Source organism: Monoglobus pectinilyticus (assembly GCF_002874775.1).
Taxonomy (GTDB): domain Bacteria; phylum Bacillota; class Clostridia; order Monoglobales; family Monoglobaceae; genus Monoglobus; species Monoglobus pectinilyticus.
The window spans coordinates 2577241-2593409 of the sequence record NZ_CP020991.1 but is presented as its reverse complement, the minus strand read 5'-3'; the positions used below and the strand labels follow the sequence as shown (position 1 = coordinate 2593409).

Genomic DNA, 16169 nt, shown 5'->3' with positions numbered 1-16169 from the left:
CAATTTAAAATATAACTAAACTCTTATTCTGCTGTAAGATTAAACACAGAACAATAAGGATTTAAATTTTCGTCCCATACAAACACTTTTGCTCCATCCTGTAATAATCCGTCAAAAGTAATTGTTTGCTCTGCTCCGCCGTCTAACACTGCGGTTTTCGTCTTAGCATTTTTAATAATTTTACCATTCGCTTCATACTGAGCGACAAACACCTGAACAGATTTCGGCTCATTAGAATTGTTCTTTAAGTTAACCGAACCGGTTCCATCAACAATTTTCTGGTACCCATTTACAATTACGTCTCCTGCCAATTTTGTCTCTACTGCCATATTTGCAAAATAAGGCTGAGCACTTCTGGCAATCAGACGAATTTGCTTTAATCCGGAATCAATTCCGTCTATAGCGGGCATTGAAGTATTTACTACTTCCTCTCCCGCCGCATTTTTAATTATAACTGTAATAAAGTTATCAGATGTGCTTTCTTTAGTATAATCCAAAGTGATGTCAATATTGAACCACCCTGCCTGTTCATTTGAAAAGTCATAGACAGCATTTGCGGCTCCCATAGCAGGACCTACGCACAAAGAACCATTTGAGGAATTTAAAACCTCTGCAAACACTCCGCCTAAACTATTTGAACTATCCTGATAATTCTTTGCTTTATCATTTTCAAGATATATTCTGAATCCATTTTTATCAGACGAACTGAGATACATATCAGTATTAAAAGTTACTATATCAGAATTTTTCACTTCGCTGAGAGCTGTATAAATATTTCTGCTGTTAATTTTTACAGCCGTTTTACCTTCATACTCAATTTGTACAGCGTCTCCGTCAGTTCCCGCTGCACTAACCTGACCAACATTCCAATCAGGATAATCGGTGAGACCTGCGTCAGGAGTCGGAACCGGCTCATCTGTAGCGCCCGGGTCAAAATTCGACTGGTTTTCAAGCTTTAAATTACTGAATTTCGCCATCGAGTAATATGCCTGCGGCGATGCGTCAGACTGTCCCTGCTGTGAATCAATAGCAACCCCGACATAAAGTTTATTTGCCAAACCGCTTATTTTCATTGTATACGGCTGTCTGGCATTATCTTTCCAGTCAGTTCCGCTGTCCGAAACTGAGAACAAAAGATTATCTCCGCTTCTTTGTATTCTCAGATAGTTTGGCAAATGATATTTTCCGTTTTCAGCTGTATCATAAGGGTGTTCACCCAAAATGTTACCGGAAACTATCTCGCCTTCCTTGCCTCTCATAAATATTCCCATTTTATTATCAGTAGAATTGGAGTTTTCACTATCGGTGGCTATATTGGCGTTTTTAGTAGTGCGGGCAACAATACGGTCATTTCTGCCATATTTTATCCAGCCGTCTACCAAAGCAGCCATTCTTGAACCGGCATCAAGAGATTCGCGGAGCATCAGTCCCAAAACTGCTCCATTCTCATTTGCCATTATATCTTCCATTTTTAAAGATATGTCAAAGTCGCCTGTAACCTCTTTATACATAAAATCAAGCTTATCAGACTTTCCGCCTATCTTACCGCTGCCGCCCATAGTATAAATATCTGTATCAGCATCATATGAAACTATTCCTTTTCCCGAATATGCAGGCGGCCCGATTTGTTTCTGAGTCCAGCCCTCAGGCTTGTTTGTGCCTGTTACATAAACAATTGAAATAGTGCTTCTAGTCTTCTCACCTTTATCATTATGCGCAACGCATGACAGATAATGTGTGCCTATACCGAGAGGAAGTGAATCATCTATTGAAGAAACTCCGTCATATGTTTTAATCAATGACTCGTCATCGTAAAGTTCCATTTTTGTTATATTTGTTCCGTCAGCAGCTTTTGCAGACGCTTTATAACTTAATGTATCCGTGTCTTTTATAACAGTCCAGTTTCCCTTTTGAACAGTCTGACCATCAACGGTGCTGTTTATAGAAGCGATAACCGGGCTTGTAACAACTATTTCAGGATTTGTCGGAGCCTGAGCGCTTTGCTGCTCAGTCCAATCATTGACATAAGCTTCAACCCATGTATATCCTGCCCATACACCGCTTGTCACTATATCAGCTTCAGCGGCGCCGGCTCCCATACCATTTGCAGCTTTCCAATCTGCAGGGATTTCAAAGGTTCTCTGTGAACTTTCGATATCGGAGAGTCCTCCGACCTCCTCTTCATTGTTAATAATTCTTCCGGTCTGATTTAAAACATCGGCAATAACACGAGCGTCAGTTGCGTCTCTTTTTGGAAGATTAGCTCCAACGTCAGGCAAAAGATTTGACATTACGTCTTTTCCCAGCAATATATTTCCTTCTGTAATATTCAAATCCGGATACAAATCATCGCCTAAAGAAAATGGCGTGTCAACCTTTTCCACCTGGTCAGCCGCACTGTTGGTGCCGTCGTTAGACCAGTTATTATTAGTAACCGTTGAGCTTCCAACCACATAGTTATCAGTCATATAGAATTTGCTTTTATAAGTCACTCCGTCAATAACTTTAGCCATCTTTGCAAAATCATATATACGGTATCTCTTGCCTGAAACTGTACTCGGACCGTACTTATAATAATTATTTGAATAATTAACCTTTGACGGATTTATAACCTTATTATGCGGTGAAGTAGGCTCACCGCCATAGGCTGAGTTGGTTACACCCCAGTTATAGACAACATTATTTCTAAAGTCTGTGTTTTGCAGAACTCTGTCAAGTCTCGGCGAACGGCTGTCGTGATGAGCAAACAAGTTGCGGTAATATGTGGCGTTGGTTCCTCCAATAATTGCGCCATAACCGTGTGCGCCTTTAAAATGCCCCGACATTCTCATACTTTCAGATGTGATAGTATTTTGAACAGTCAAACGCTTTCCCTGCTCATATGTATCAGATTCAGCCGAACCTGCATAAAGGGTTAATCCCTCGTCAACACACCAGCTTGTTGAGCAATGGTCAATAATAATATCCGAGTTCCATTGACCGCCTAAGCCGTCAACTTCCTGACCATTTTTATTCGTCGGTCTAACACGCATATATCTAATAATAACATTTTTCACGCCATTGCCTATACGCAAATCACCGCCTGTAAGTGTGATTCCATCACCAGGGGCTGTCTGACCCAGGATAGTTATGTTATCGTTATTGATATAAACGGTACTAGGAACGTCTATAACTCCGCCCACATCAAACACAACAATTCTTCCTGACTGGCTTATTGCGTCAGTAAACGAACCTGGACCCTCGCTGTTTAAATTTGTAACATGATAAACCTCTAATTTACCTTCACCGCTATCCAATACGCCGCGTGCGCCTTTTGTAAACTTACCGCCGCCCTCTGCTCCGGGAAAGGCTGGCAAAGCGTTACCCTGCAGTTCCGCATTATCCGCAAAAACGGACACACTGACGAAACAAACAGACAGAACCATACAGATTGCTACTGCAAATGATAATATCCTTTTCATAAAAATTCTCCTTGCTCCAAAAATTTAAGAACTTAATATTATACCGTCAACTGTTATTCCCCTCTATAAAAACAGCACCTCCAATATAATTTGTATGCCGGTACAATTAAAATCATATAGATATATTACCATAAACAAATGTTTTTTTCAACAAGAATTATTGCTATTTTACATAGATAAATGACTATTTTTAAGCTAAAAGGTTAATTATTGGCAATATAACAGTATGTTGCGCAATTAATCTGTATAATATTTCCGTATATTAAAATAAAATAATGTCATCCATTGACATAATATTTTGATATGAAAACATAAGGGATTTATAAATATTGCCTGGGTCAGGCTTGATTGGAATTATAAATAAATAGAATTTTGAAATATATAATGTATGCTTTTGTGCTCTAATATACATCATCTATTGACCGAGATTTACATATATATCTCTTATTTAAGACATTAATTATGATTCATAAAATTATTGATTTTGCGCCATTCTCTATTACAAGTTTATATCAAACTCAAATTTTTATAACAAATATACTCTATTTATCGACAATTGTTAATTAAAATATTATTTATTATACTATGTATATAACCCCATATAATATTTATATTTTACTTATTGAAAAAACTGAGTTTTCCTTTTAAATTAATATATAAAAATGTGGTTTTCAGTGAACTTCGGTAGGCTTGTGTTAACAAGCGCGTTAGGTGAGCTATCATCTGAACACGCAGTGTTCATTATATAAAGAAAACATTCATTAAAATCAACTTTGTATATGACCCCATATAATATTTATTATTTTACTTATAATAGGTGTTTGAAACATTTCTTTTTCTCGTAAGAAAAAGAAACGCTTCACCAAAGAAAAAGTACTGCTCGCTTAGGTCGCCTACGGCTCCAATGGGCGCTCGCCCACGCTCATTTCACCATGAAGCATGGCTTCATGATGAAAAAAGCCCTACTACTTTCCCGTTGACTTTGTGTGCTACCGTGAAAAAAGATTTTTCGAGTTCATATTAATTTAATGCATAAAAAGCAGAGTTTTTAGCGAACATCGGTAGGGCAAACATAGTTTGCCGCGTTAGGTGAGCTATCATCTGAACACGCAGTGTTCAATATATTAATTACCTGTTTTTATAACAGTATAAAATATAGTTTTTATTCAGCATCATATTTTTGCTCTTTATTTACAAATTCATTTTGTATTTTTAGAAGTTCTTTGATAATACACAATAAATGTTGTTGAGTCTCTGTTGTTAACTTGCTGAATATTTTAACAAACTCTTGTTCATATGGAGAAGAAATAAACATCTCTCCTTCTCCTGTGCGCAACCACGTTTCATTGACATTATATGCCAGACAAATAACTTTGATATGTCTGTTTGATAAAGGATTTATTCCATTTTCAATCATTGAATACGCCGTTTGAGTTATCCCTATTTGTTTCGCAAAGTTTGTTTGATTCATTTTAAGAGATTTACGTAATTCTTTAAGACGTTCTGACATTTTATCACCTCGTTTTATTTTTATATATTATCATATTTTAAATAAACTATCAATAAATAATATTATTTTTTTAATAAAACACACTAAATTTTTATCAAATTATAATATTACCACAAATTGATATTCAGATTATAAAGTAAATTTATATTGAAGAAACAACTAATATTTTCAGACAATTATCAATTGAAAATCAAAAACATATTTTATATTTTTAAAAATATTAAAAAATAATGAAAAAAATTAGAAAATGAATCAAATATACATCAAATTATTATGAATAAATTTTATAATATATATAATATATAGGAAAGGGAATATAAATGTTTGAAGATTTTGTAAGAAAAAGAATAACAGAATTGCGAATGAGAAAAAACATATCAGAAAGATGTATGAGTTTAGATATGGGACGTTCGGAAGGATATATAAATCATATATCATCAGGAAAAGCAATGCCGTCCATGAGCGAATTTTTTGAAATATGCAGATATTTTGGAATAACGCCATATGAATATTTTAATGAAAATATGAAGTATCCTGAAAAAATACATAAAATAATAAAAGGAATAAATAAACTAAATGAAAAAGATACAGAACTGATAATTAATCTTATAGAAAGCTATAAAGAAAATAATAAAAGATATTAACAATTCCGCTACTGCGCACCTCACGCGCTTGCTATCGCAAGCCTACCGATGTTCACTGAAAAACCTTCTTTTTTAGTAAATTAAATAAATAGAAACTCAGAATATCTATTTTCACGGTAGTACACAAAGTCAACGGGAAAGTAGTAGGGCTTTTTTCATCATGAAGCCATGCTTCATGATGAAATGAGCGGGGTGCGAGCGCCCCTTGGAGCCGCAGGCGACCTAAGCGAGCAGCACTTTTTCTTTGGTGAAGCGTTTCTTTTTCTTGCGAGAAAAAGAAATGGTTCAAACACCCTATTATGTAATAATAAATTTTTTATATGGGGTCATATACATAGTATATAATTTTATTATTTTAAAAATTAATAAATATAAAAACATTATAATATACACGCAAAACAAAATAAAATTTTTATTATAAAAAACTCAATTATACAGTATATATAACTTTCCACTTTAATTAAATTATTATAATATAGCCATATTAATAAAAACAATAATCCAACAAAAATGCCCTTCTGAATTCAGAAGGGCATTTTTATAATAATTAAAATCTCCCGCGCTCTTTGTACGTCGTGTGCAGCAGCTCATGCGCAAGATGTGAACCCGGTTTTTCAAAAAAGTCCTCATACAGCAATGTCATATCAGGATTTTCATGGCTCTTTCTAATCTTGCTGTCTCTGTCTTCCGAATATAACGCTTTTGCGCGCTCCGTTCTGACATCAATATCCATTTTCAGTCTCGACGGAACTATAGGCTGTCCTCCGCCATTTACACAGCCGCCCGAACAGGCCATTATCTCAATAAAGTGATAATCCGCCTTGCCTTCACGAATATTGTTTAAAAGCTTTCTAGCGTTTCCTAAGCCATGAGCAACAGCAACCTTAACATCAATACCGCCCATATTTACTGTGGCCTCTTTTATTCCTTCAACGCCTCTTACGTCATTATATTCAATCTCTTCAACAGATTTTCCGCCTAACGTATCTGCCGCCGTTCTCAGCGCCGCTTCCATAACTCCGCCGGTTGCGCCGAATATAACTCCGGCTCCGCTGGCACGTTCAAACGGAACATCAAATTCCTCATCAGGCAGTCTGTCAAACATTATACCAGCCTGCTTTATCATTCTCGCAAGCTCTCGAGTTGAAATAACCGCATCAACATCTCTAAGTCCGTCAGACTCCATCTCAGGACGTCCTGCTTCAAACTTTTTAGCCACACAAGGCATTACTGATACAACAAAAATCTTTTTAGGGTCTATATTGTTTTTCTTTGCGTAATAAGATTTTATAACTGCGCCGAACATCTCATGCGGTGATTTGCATGATGATAAATTATCCAAAAAGTCCGGGAAGTTATGCTCACAAAACTTTATCCAGCCGGGACTGCACGACGTTATCATCGGCAGCTTTCCTCCGTTTTGTATGCGCTCTAAAAGCTCGTTTGCCTCTTCCATTATTGTCAAGTCCGCACCGGTATCTGTATCAAACGTCTTGTCAAATCCCAAACGCCTTAGTGCGGCTGCCATTTTTCCTGTCACCGGAGTGCCTATCGGGAATCCGAACTCTTCGCCGAGACCGGCTCTCACAGCCGGAGCTGTCTGAACAACAACATATTTGTCATCGTCCGCAATTGCGTCCCATATTTCTTGTGTATTATCTTTCTCTCTCAAAGCCCCGGTTGGACATGACACTATACACTGGCCGCAGTTTACACAGGCCGTATCTGACAGCGCCTTTTCAAAAGCTGTGCCAACCCTGGTATTAAATCCGCGCTGCATGGTGTCAATAACTGCAACAGTCTGTACGTCTTTGCACATATTAACACAGCGGCGGCATAGAATACATTTATTATTATCCCTCACAATTGACGGTGACACGTCGTCTATTTCAAAACTGTTCATATCGCCTTCAAACTCTATTGAATCTACTCCCAGCTCTTCTGACAACGACTGCAGTTCACAGCTTTTGTTCCTTATACAGCTGAGACATTTTTTCTCGTGAGTTGACAACAAAAGTTCAAGTGTGACGCGTCTTTGGTCTCTGACCTTTTTAGTGTTTGTCATAACCTCAAGCCCTTCCGACACCGGATAAACACATGCCGCCTGAAGAGCCCTTGCACCTTTAATCTCAACAATACACATTCTGCAAGAACCGGTTTTGCTGATGTCTTTCAAATAGCACAGAGTAGGTATATCAATGCCATTTTCACGTGCCGCTTCAAGAACCGTATAGTCGGCAGGAACAGATAGTTCTATTCCGTTAATTTTTATATTTACATTATCTGCCATCTCTATCTCCTCCTATTTGGTTATTGCCTTAAAGGGACACTTCTCAAGACAAGCGCCGCACTTAATGCATTTTTCACTGTCGATTTTAAAAGGATTTTTAACCTGTCCTGAAATTGCTCCCACCGGACACTGTCTAGCGCAAAGCCCGCAGCCCTTACACTTTTCAGGGTCAATTTCATATTTGGCAAGCCCCTTACAGACATGCGCTGGGCAAGTCTTATCAATAATATGAGCCTCATACTCGTCTCTGAAATACTTCAAAGTTGAAAGCACCGGATTTGGCGCCGTCTGTCCGAGACCGCACAGCGAACCGGCTTTAATAGCTTCAGCCAGGCTTTCAAGACGATCTAAATCTTCCATTGTTCCGTTGCCGTCTGTAATCTTAGTCAAAATTTCAAGCAGTCTCTTGGTTCCGACACGGCACGGAGTACATTTACCGCAGGATTCGTCAACTGTAAACTCAAGGAAAAACTTAGCTATATCAACCATACAGTTGTCCTCATCCATAACGATAAGTCCGCCCGATCCCATCATTGAACCAATAGCTATCAGAGAATCATAGTCGATTGGAGTATCAATCAATTCTGCCGGAATACATCCGCCGGATGGTCCGCCGGTCTGTGCCGCCTTGAATTTCTTACCGTTTGGAATTCCACCGCCAATATCTTCAACAATTTCACGCAGTGTTGTGCCCATAGGCACCTCAACCAATCCTGTATTATTGATTTTTCCGCCCAGAGCAAACACTTTTGTGCCCTTGCTCTTCTCGGTACCAATTTTTGAGAACCAGTCTGCGCCTTTTAATATAATTCTCGGTATATTAGCGTACGTCTCAACATTGTTAAGTATAGTAGGCTTTCCGAACAAACCTTTAACGGCCGGGAACGGAGGACGGGGACGCGGCTCGCCTCGATGACCCTCGATTGAAGTCATCAGAGCAGTTTCCTCACCGCAGACAAAAGCTCCGGCGCCCAATCTAATTTCTATATCAAAATCAAAGCCGCTGTCAAATATATTCTTTCCAAGCAGCCCATATTCACGGGCTTGTTTTATGGCTATATTAAGTCTCTGAACCGCAATCGGGTATTCGGCTCTGATATATATGTATCCCTGGTTTGAGCCTATCGCATAGCCGGCTATAGCCATAGCCTCCAAAACCGCATGGGGGTCTCCCTCCAAAACGCTTCTGTCCATGAATGCACCCGGGTCGCCTTCATCGGCATTACAACAGACATATTTCTGCTCGTTTACCGAGTTAGCCGCAAACTGCCACTTCAGCCCGGTCGGAAATCCGCCGCCGCCTCTGCCGCGAAGTCCGGAATCTTTTATAGTATCGATAACTTCCTGAGGCTTCATCTCGGTAAGCGCTTTACCCAGAGCTTCATATCCGTCTCTTGCTATGTATTCATCTATATTTTCAGGATTGATGACGCCGCAGTTTCTCAAAGTTATACGGTGCTGTTTTTTATAAAAATCAACTTCATTCAGCGACTTTATTTCGTCAGTGCCCTCATGTACAGACTCATCATACAAAAGTCTTTGCACTATTCTACCTTTTAAGAGATGCTCTTCAACAATCTCTTTTACATCTTCCTTTTTTACCATGCTGTAAAATGCGCCTTCAGGATAGACAATAACTATTGGTCCCAGCGCGCACAAACCAAAACATCCTGTCTTAACAACTTTTACCTCATCATATAAGCCGTTTTCTTTCAGCTGTTTTTCAAACTCGTCTATTAGCAGTGCACTGCCTGAAGAAGTACAGCCGGTACCTCCGCAGACAAGCACTTGCGATCTATATATGTTCATTGGTTATTTACCTCCAGTCTGTGCCGCACCAATAGTATATTCCATGACCGGCCTGCCGTTTACTATATGTTCTGTCACTACCTTAGCCACCTTATCCGGCGTCATTTTAACATATGTGACCTTCTCCTCGCCGGGTTTAAATATTTCAACAATCGGCTCAAGTCTGCACATACCGATACAACCCGTTTGGGTAACGGTAACGCCGCTTAATCCGCGCTTGTTTATTTCCTGCAAAAATTCATTCAGCACCGGTCTGGCTCCTGCTGCGATTCCGCAGGTTGCCATACCAATAACAATCCTGGTATCATTATCATTGTCATTACGCATATCCATCTGGTTTTGAACCCTGTCACGGATTGCTTTCAATTCTTCCAAACTCTTCATTTTTTGACCTCCTACTGTCAATAAATCTATATATGGAATTTATTATTTACTTATTTGTTTGTCTTCTCTTATCTTTCCGAGACCCTCTGTAATATAATCCATTATCCAAGACAGAACCTCTGTTGAATCCAGTGGAACATCGCCTAAAATTTCTTTTATTTCCTGGGTGTCAAACACAAACTCCGAATTATTTACCCTATGTATATAAATAAAATTAATCTCCGGATTAACAGACACTAAAGTAACCATTGTTCCTGCCATATCGCCGACAGGCGCTCTGTCGATATGATTATACTGAAATCTGGCAGTGACACAGGTGCCAACGCCCTCGTCGGAAGTAATCTCAAGGCTTCCGCCTGCCTGCTGTGCGGCAAGTTCAAAAAGCGGTATTCCCATACCAACCCTTCGTGTAGTTCTTGTCGTTGTAAACGGGTCTCTGACACGGCTTAAAAACTCAGGACTCATTCCGCATCCGTTATCAGACACAACAATCGTCAGTTTATCATCATCAATATTTTCATCAATAATTATTTCAATCAATGTCGCTTCCGCTTTTACTGAATTCTGAACAATATCCAAAATATTAAGAGATAGTTCTTTCAATCAGCTCACCACCAATCAATTATTTATCAAATAGTTCTATTTATTAAACAGTTCATCAACACTGTTAAGTTCAAGAAAATTCTTTTGTCCCGGCATGCTCTCAAGATAGTGAGCGTCCGAGTTTCTAAGTATTTTATACTTTTTTAGATCGGGACGTATACTCAGATAGGCTTCCAAATCCTCGACATTCTTTGAAACTTCTATCCACTCCACAGGTATGTCTTCCGGGATAAATCCCAGGTTAGACAGCACGCTATATGAATCCCTATCGACATGGGCCGGCGAAAACAATCCGCCCGCTTCATTAACAATATAAAAAAGCTCGCTTATAGATATAGAAGCCGACGATATGAGCAGTTTTTTCTCATAGTCAATAATATTGTCGTTTTCATCCATATAAGCCTGAATTCCAAAAATCTCCGGCTTATTTTCTATATCCGGAAGCCGGCTGTATACAAAATTCGAAACTTCCCTAGCACGCTCCATATTCGGATACAGAGTAAGCACATGAACACCCTCGGAAGTTTCCACCTCCATACCCGGAACAACAGATACGCCTATACTTTTTCCTGCCTTCATAACAGCTTCAGCATTTCCAATAGTGTTATGGTCAGTTACAGCTATGGCGTCAATCTCTAAAAGCTTAGCCATATTAACTATATTGCCCGGAGTCATATCCATACTGCCGCAGGGCGACAATGCCGAATGAATATGAAAATCATAGCTAAACATTTTTACTGCTTAATTTATAATAATCAACAGCCGCTTCATAACTCGTTTTTGCTGTCTTCAAAATAACAACGTTTTGGGAATTGGCCTTATCTATAATTCCGCTTTCAACATCCACATCCTCGGCAAGAACAATACATGAAGCGTCTGACAATGTGGCAACAGCAACAATATTTATATTGCTCATAACTGTAATCCACATATCTCCGCTGTTAGCTCTGCCCATTACCCAGCTAAGCAAATCACCTATATAACAGCCTGTGATTTCTTTATCCTCATAGTCAGGATTGGTTAAAATCTCATACTCGCCAAATTTAACTAAATCTGATATTTTCATAGAGTTACTCCTCCTCTTCACGGTTATCTTTATCTGACGCCAAAAGCTCAGTAGCAAGTTCCTGAACCTTAGCTTTCATATTTACTATACAAAAACTCTCATCGGCAAAACCTCTCACTATATCCTCGGCCAAAGCTTTACAGGACGGAGCGCCGCATGATCCGCAGTCCAGCTGAGGCAGAGAATCATATATTTTCTCAAGCTCATCCATCATTTCCATAGCCTTGTCAAAATCATCATCCAGTTCCATAACCGGCTCATACTCCAGCTTTTTTGAACATGACAGAGAACCCAAATCTATATCTTTTGTTTCGCATGGTCTGTTGTGTAAAGTTTTTGATATATTCTTTATATGATTTTTAGCTACATAGCTATTGACAACATTCAAAACGCCGCCCACACATCCGCCGAGACAAGCTGACAGTTCAATAAAGTCAATACCGGAAACCTTATCGTCTTCGATTTCCTCAAGTATTTTAATAACATTTTCAATTCCGTCAACAGCTATATAATTTTCTATAGCCGCGCCGTCCGCTTCCCCTCCGCTTCTGGACCAATATACTCCGCTCAGGGAAGATTTCATAAGAGCTTTTGGCTCCTTTATATCTCCTATAATCGGAAAAAGCTTTGCAAACACATCATTAACTGATATTGCCCCGCTTATTTCAGATTTATCCAAAGTCAACGGAGATTTTATACTGGTCATTTTGGCTGGACATGGGGTTATAAAAAACACCCCAATTTCTTCATTTTTAAGTCCGGTCTTTTGGACGGCTTCTTTCCTTGCTAAACGGCCGGCAGTTTCCATTGGTGAAATAAGGTCAATAATGCTGTCAATCAGATTAGGGAATCTGACCCTGATAAGCCTTATAACAGCCGGACACGCGCTGCTTATAAACGGCTTTGAACCGCTCCGGTTTTTATATATCTCTTTCGTCGCCGCGCTTATATACTCAGCGCCCCTGGCAACCTCAAAAACATCGTCAAATCCTATTTTTAAAAGGCCGGTGAGTATAACGTTTATATCGCTTATGTCGCTGAACTGTCCGTATAAAGAAGGCGCAGGCAAGGCGATATTATATTTATAATTTTTCAGTTCCTCAAAATCATCTGTTACCGCCCGTTTTGCATGGTATGGGCAAACCCTAATACATTCGCCGCAGTCGATACAGCGGCCTTTTATTATCTTGGCTTTTCCGCCTCTGACTCTGATAGCTTCAGTAGGGCAGCGCTTTATACAATTTGTACAGCCCCTGCACTTATCTTTATCAAGTGTGACGGAATGAAAGTATGACATACCCTCACCTCATATATTTATAATAAGTTCTACCGTTGTACCTACCCCAACTTTTGAATCTATATTCATGCCGTCCGTATATTTTTTTATATTAGGAAGCCCCATTCCGGCGCCGAAACCCATTTCACGAATTTGGTCGCTGGCGGTTGAATACCCTTCCTGCATGGCTAAATCTATATCTTTAATTCCGGGACCATGGTCTCTGAAAGTAATCGTAATTCTGTCCTTTGACACCTCGGCGTCGCATATTCCGCCGCCGCCGTGTATTATTGTATTTATTTCAGCTTCATACATCGCTATGGCAACTCGGCGTATAACCTCAGGCGCTATACCCAGCTTCTTAAGATAACTTTTAAAATTGCTGGAAGCTTCCCCTGCTATCGAAAAATCATGGCCGTCTACATCATAATGTTTCTGCATCTTTCCTGCCCTCCAAACCCTTTCTGTAAAGTCTGCCGCATGCGGTATACATAGGCAGCTTTGTGCTCAGAAGGACTATTCCCTGCTCTTTCGCAAGCTCAATAAGACTTTCGGGCGGAGTTTTTCCTCTAACAAAACATATAGCTATGATATCCATCATCTCTGCAGTTCTAACGACCTGTGGATTAACAAGCCCGGTAAGCAAGAGACTTTGGTCTTTAACAAAAGCCAACACGTCGCTCATCAAATCACTGCCGCAAGCGTTATGTATATCAACCGCTCCAAGGCTTTCATCATTTTCTCCGGTCAAGACCTGAGCATTTATTTCCGCTTTAACATCAGATAATAGCATAAGCCACCCCTTTATACTTGGTTATAAACAGAGTTCAAAAATTTGAACAAATATATTAACTTAATGCACAACTCACAACTCATAATTCATATATAAAAATGAATTATAAATTATGCATTAACTTTTATTCTACTGATACTGTTTTAATATATCCTCAACCTGGTCGGCGGTCAATCTGCCGTGAACATCGTCACCAATAGTAATAACAGGAGCTAAGCCGCACGCTCCTATACACCTGGTAGCGTCCAATGAGAACTTGCCGTCAGCTGTGCATTCTCCAACATCTATGCCTAATATTTCCTTCATTTTATCAAGTATTTCTCCGCTGCCCTTGACATAACAGGCTGTTCCAAGACAGACTCCTATAGGATAAACCCCTTTAGGATTAAGAGAAAATTGGGTATAAAAAGTAACGATTCCATATATTTCTGCAAGAGGCACGTCAAGACCCTCAGAAATCATTTCCTGAACCTCAATAGGAAGATAGCCATATATCTCCTGGGCTTCGTGAAGCACCGGAATAGTGGCACCTTTCTCTCCCTTATGAGATTCAATCACCGCTTTCAGCTGTTCCTCTTGTTCCTTTGTTCCCTTAAATGGTATAGCCATTTTATGAGACCTCCCGTATGTAATATTTACTGTATTTCCTATATTTAGAATGGTCTGAAAACCACATTCACAACATAGCCCAGACTTTATAAGTGTATCACAAAAAATTACCTTTTGCAACACTGATTTTTAATTATATGTTATATATTTAACACATTACTTTTTATAAATTAAAATAATATATATACCTTCAATACAAATAATATAACTAAAATATAATTAAGGTTGACAAGCTTTTGCCTTGATGTTAAAATAATCTCACATGATGTATTATGAAATGGAGAAAACAAAATGGAAACAAGATATAAATCACATTTATACGTATATTTAATAATCTGCGGAGCATTGTACGTAGTCTTTTCTACTCTCAGAAGCGGCGGAGATTTACAAGGATGGTTTAAAGGCGTTTATTTCTTTTTATCATTAATGGTAATGGTGTTTGCATATTTTGACATCGCAAAAAAAGGGGATAAATACATAAAGACTTATCATCACGACCTATATGACAGATATTATAACGTTCTTGTCACCGGAAAGAAAGAAGTTAAACGTCCTATTTTCATTGGTCTTCAAACTTTATTTAATACGGATTATGAAAACGACCCAAACTTAAAGGCAATACGAAAAGAAGCTAAATTATATATCTGTGCTTTGATAATAATATTTATACTAACGTTAATGAATGTTGCACTGTAACAAAAAATATTATTGAATCTGTTATTATATTAAAAAATATAATAAATTAAAAAGAACCAAACAGAATATAAAAAGACTATAATCAGATTGTCATACAGCACAATAAAATATATAAATAATAAAAAACCATTGTATTTAGACAATAAAAGTCTTTTTACAATGGTTTTTATTGTTTTTCTTAAAAATGACTTTTTACAGTCCTTTTAGAGTTTCCAAAACTTATTTCTTATTCGTACTCTACCACGTTAACCCATCTGTCTAAAAATTCCTTTTCTTCAGGCTTGCCCTTTACAGACTGCGATGCCGCAACAACAGGCATCCATTTCTGAACATACTGTTTTGCTGTGTCGCTCTTTTTGCAGAACAAATCAAGATATTTGTCAGCAAGCTCCTCTTTGCCGTCTAAACAAAACAGCAAGTATGTTCTTGCAACATCAGCGCTGGCATTTCCTTGTGTAGCGTGTGACCAGTCAAGAATATATGGGGTTCCGTTATCGGTGACAATAATATTGCTCGGGTTAAAATCACCATGGCAAAGCTTTGTATGCTTTGGCATACTCTCAAGGCGGGTGTGCAGCTCATATCTCGTAGTAGCGTCGTACCCGGACTCGCTTATTTTTCTGTTCATCTTATCTTTTAACTTGTTCAAAAGAGGAACAGTCTCCTTATTCATTTCCAGCTGCAAATCAACAAATAAGTTAAGATATTCATCAAGTTTCTCAGGATTCTCATCCATTAACTGGGCAAGCGTTTTTCCTTCAATAAATTTTGTGGAAATAACCCACTGTCCGTCAATCATTGTAACCTGGTTCAGCGCAGGTATATTTAATCCAGTTTCCTCAACTCTGGCCTGATTCAACGCTTCGTTCAATATATCTGCTTTAGAATAATTGGAATTAAAAACTTTTAAAGCATTTTCGCCGTCTTTATAAATAACCTTATCGGGTCTCTCGGCAAGAATTTTTTCGTACTTCATAATTGTTTGCTCCTTTCAGAATCAACGTGACCTATTGTTAACAATATCAAAT

The 16169-nt window shown here is 38.6% G+C and carries 15 protein-coding genes; 2 read left to right on the top strand and 13 right to left on the bottom strand.

Going from position 1 to position 16169, the window contains the following annotated elements:
* Nucleotides 1–23 precede the first annotated feature (23 nt).
* Entirely contained in the window at nt 24–3461 is a 3438-nt protein-coding gene (locus B9O19_RS10850) for a pectate lyase family protein (protein WP_102366433.1), read from the bottom strand.
* 1162 nt (nt 3462–4623) lie between these two features.
* A complete protein-coding gene (locus B9O19_RS10845) occupies nt 4624–4971 on the bottom strand; it encodes a helix-turn-helix domain-containing protein (protein WP_102366432.1) in 348 nt (115 codons plus the stop codon).
* Between the two features lie 320 nt (nt 4972–5291).
* Between B9O19_RS10845 and B9O19_RS10840 the strand changes: the two genes are divergently transcribed.
* Nucleotides 5292–5615, top strand: coding sequence for a helix-turn-helix domain-containing protein (locus B9O19_RS10840; protein ID WP_102366431.1), 324 nt, complete (start codon nt 5292–5294; stop codon nt 5613–5615).
* Nucleotides 5616–6162: 547 nt separating this feature from the next.
* Here B9O19_RS10840 and B9O19_RS10835 read toward each other — a convergent pair.
* From B9O19_RS10835 to B9O19_RS10790, 10 genes are all read right to left on the bottom strand, one after another.
* Entirely contained in the window at nt 6163–7905 is a 1743-nt protein-coding gene (locus tag B9O19_RS10835) for an NADH-dependent [FeFe] hydrogenase, group A6 (RefSeq protein ID WP_102366430.1), read from the bottom strand.
* 12 nt (nt 7906–7917) lie between these two features.
* Nucleotides 7918–9714 carry an NADH-quinone oxidoreductase subunit NuoF gene (gene nuoF, locus B9O19_RS10830; RefSeq protein ID WP_102366429.1) on the bottom strand — a complete coding sequence of 599 codons (1797 nt, stop codon included), beginning with the start codon at nt 9712–9714 and terminating at the stop codon, nt 7918–7920.
* Between the two features lie 3 nt (nt 9715–9717).
* A complete protein-coding gene (locus B9O19_RS10825; protein WP_102366428.1) occupies nt 9718–10098 on the bottom strand; it encodes a (2Fe-2S) ferredoxin domain-containing protein in 381 nt (126 codons plus the stop codon).
* Between the two features lie 42 nt (nt 10099–10140).
* The gene (locus B9O19_RS10820) at nt 10141–10701 is read right to left on the bottom strand and encodes an ATP-binding protein (RefSeq protein WP_102366427.1); all 561 of its coding nucleotides are present in this window, start codon (nt 10699–10701) and stop codon (nt 10141–10143) included.
* A 36-nt stretch (nt 10702–10737) separates the two neighbouring features.
* The gene (locus B9O19_RS10815) at nt 10738–11433 is read right to left on the bottom strand and encodes a PHP domain-containing protein (RefSeq protein ID WP_102366426.1); all 696 of its coding nucleotides are present in this window, start codon (nt 11431–11433) and stop codon (nt 10738–10740) included.
* On the bottom strand, nt 11426–11767 hold the full coding sequence (locus B9O19_RS10810; protein ID WP_102366425.1) for a DRTGG domain-containing protein: 342 nt from the start codon (nt 11765–11767) through the stop codon (nt 11426–11428). The genes B9O19_RS10815 and B9O19_RS10810 overlap by 8 nt, the downstream gene beginning before the upstream one ends.
* 4 nt (nt 11768–11771) lie before the next feature.
* A complete protein-coding gene (locus tag B9O19_RS10805) occupies nt 11772–13064 on the bottom strand; it encodes a [Fe-Fe] hydrogenase large subunit C-terminal domain-containing protein (protein WP_102366424.1) in 1293 nt (430 codons plus the stop codon).
* 9 nt (nt 13065–13073) lie between these two features.
* A complete protein-coding gene (locus B9O19_RS10800) occupies nt 13074–13484 on the bottom strand; it encodes an ATP-binding protein (RefSeq protein WP_102366423.1) in 411 nt (136 codons plus the stop codon).
* Nucleotides 13468–13836 carry a hypothetical protein gene (locus tag B9O19_RS10795; protein WP_102366422.1) on the bottom strand — a complete coding sequence of 123 codons (369 nt, stop codon included), beginning with the start codon at nt 13834–13836 and terminating at the stop codon, nt 13468–13470. Before B9O19_RS10795 ends, B9O19_RS10800 begins: the two co-directional genes overlap by 17 nt.
* A gap of 129 nt (nt 13837–13965) precedes the next feature.
* Nucleotides 13966–14445: an NADH-quinone oxidoreductase subunit NuoE family protein gene (locus B9O19_RS10790; RefSeq protein ID WP_102366421.1), complete on the bottom strand. Its 480-nt coding sequence runs from the start codon at nt 14443–14445 to the stop codon at nt 13966–13968.
* Between the two features lie 291 nt (nt 14446–14736).
* On the opposite strand from B9O19_RS10790, the gene B9O19_RS10785 reads away from it, so the two are divergent.
* Complete coding sequence (locus B9O19_RS10785) at nt 14737–15141, top strand: hypothetical protein (RefSeq protein ID WP_102366420.1); 405 nt, start codon at nt 14737–14739, stop codon at nt 15139–15141.
* Nucleotides 15142–15367: 226 nt separating this feature from the next.
* Here the strand turns inward: B9O19_RS10785 and B9O19_RS10780 are convergent, their stop codons facing one another.
* Complete coding sequence (locus B9O19_RS10780) at nt 15368–16117, bottom strand: phosphotransferase (protein ID WP_102366419.1); 750 nt, start codon at nt 16115–16117, stop codon at nt 15368–15370.
* Between the last annotated feature and the right edge of the window lie 52 nt (nt 16118–16169).

Coding starts and splice junctions, on each gene's coding strand:
- B9O19_RS10850 (WP_102366433.1), bottom strand. CDS start 3,461: ATGAAAAGGATATTATCATTTGCAGTAGCAATCTGTATGGTTCTGTCT.
- B9O19_RS10845 (WP_102366432.1), bottom strand. CDS start 4,971: ATGTCAGAACGTCTTAAAGAATTACGTAAATCTCTTAAAATGAATCAA.
- B9O19_RS10840 (WP_102366431.1), top strand. CDS start 5,292: ATGTTTGAAGATTTTGTAAGAAAAAGAATAACAGAATTGCGAATGAGA.
- B9O19_RS10835 (WP_102366430.1), bottom strand. CDS start 7,905: ATGGCAGATAATGTAAATATAAAAATTAACGGAATAGAACTATCTGTT.
- nuoF (WP_102366429.1), bottom strand. CDS start 9,714: ATGAACATATATAGATCGCAAGTGCTTGTCTGCGGAGGTACCGGCTGT.
- B9O19_RS10825 (WP_102366428.1), bottom strand. CDS start 10,098: ATGAAGAGTTTGGAAGAATTGAAAGCAATCCGTGACAGGGTTCAAAAC.
- B9O19_RS10815 (WP_102366426.1), bottom strand. CDS start 11,433: ATGTTTAGCTATGATTTTCATATTCATTCGGCATTGTCGCCCTGCGGC.
- B9O19_RS10810 (WP_102366425.1), bottom strand. CDS start 11,767: ATGAAAATATCAGATTTAGTTAAATTTGGCGAGTATGAGATTTTAACC.
- B9O19_RS10805 (WP_102366424.1), bottom strand. CDS start 13,064: ATGTCATACTTTCATTCCGTCACACTTGATAAAGATAAGTGCAGGGGC.
- B9O19_RS10800 (WP_102366423.1), bottom strand. CDS start 13,484: ATGCAGAAACATTATGATGTAGACGGCCATGATTTTTCGATAGCAGGG.
- B9O19_RS10795 (WP_102366422.1), bottom strand. CDS start 13,836: ATGCTATTATCTGATGTTAAAGCGGAAATAAATGCTCAGGTCTTGACC.
- B9O19_RS10790 (WP_102366421.1), bottom strand. CDS start 14,445: ATGGCTATACCATTTAAGGGAACAAAGGAACAAGAGGAACAGCTGAAA.
- B9O19_RS10785 (WP_102366420.1), top strand. CDS start 14,737: ATGGAAACAAGATATAAATCACATTTATACGTATATTTAATAATCTGC.
- B9O19_RS10780 (WP_102366419.1), bottom strand. CDS start 16,117: ATGAAGTACGAAAAAATTCTTGCCGAGAGACCCGATAAGGTTATTTAT.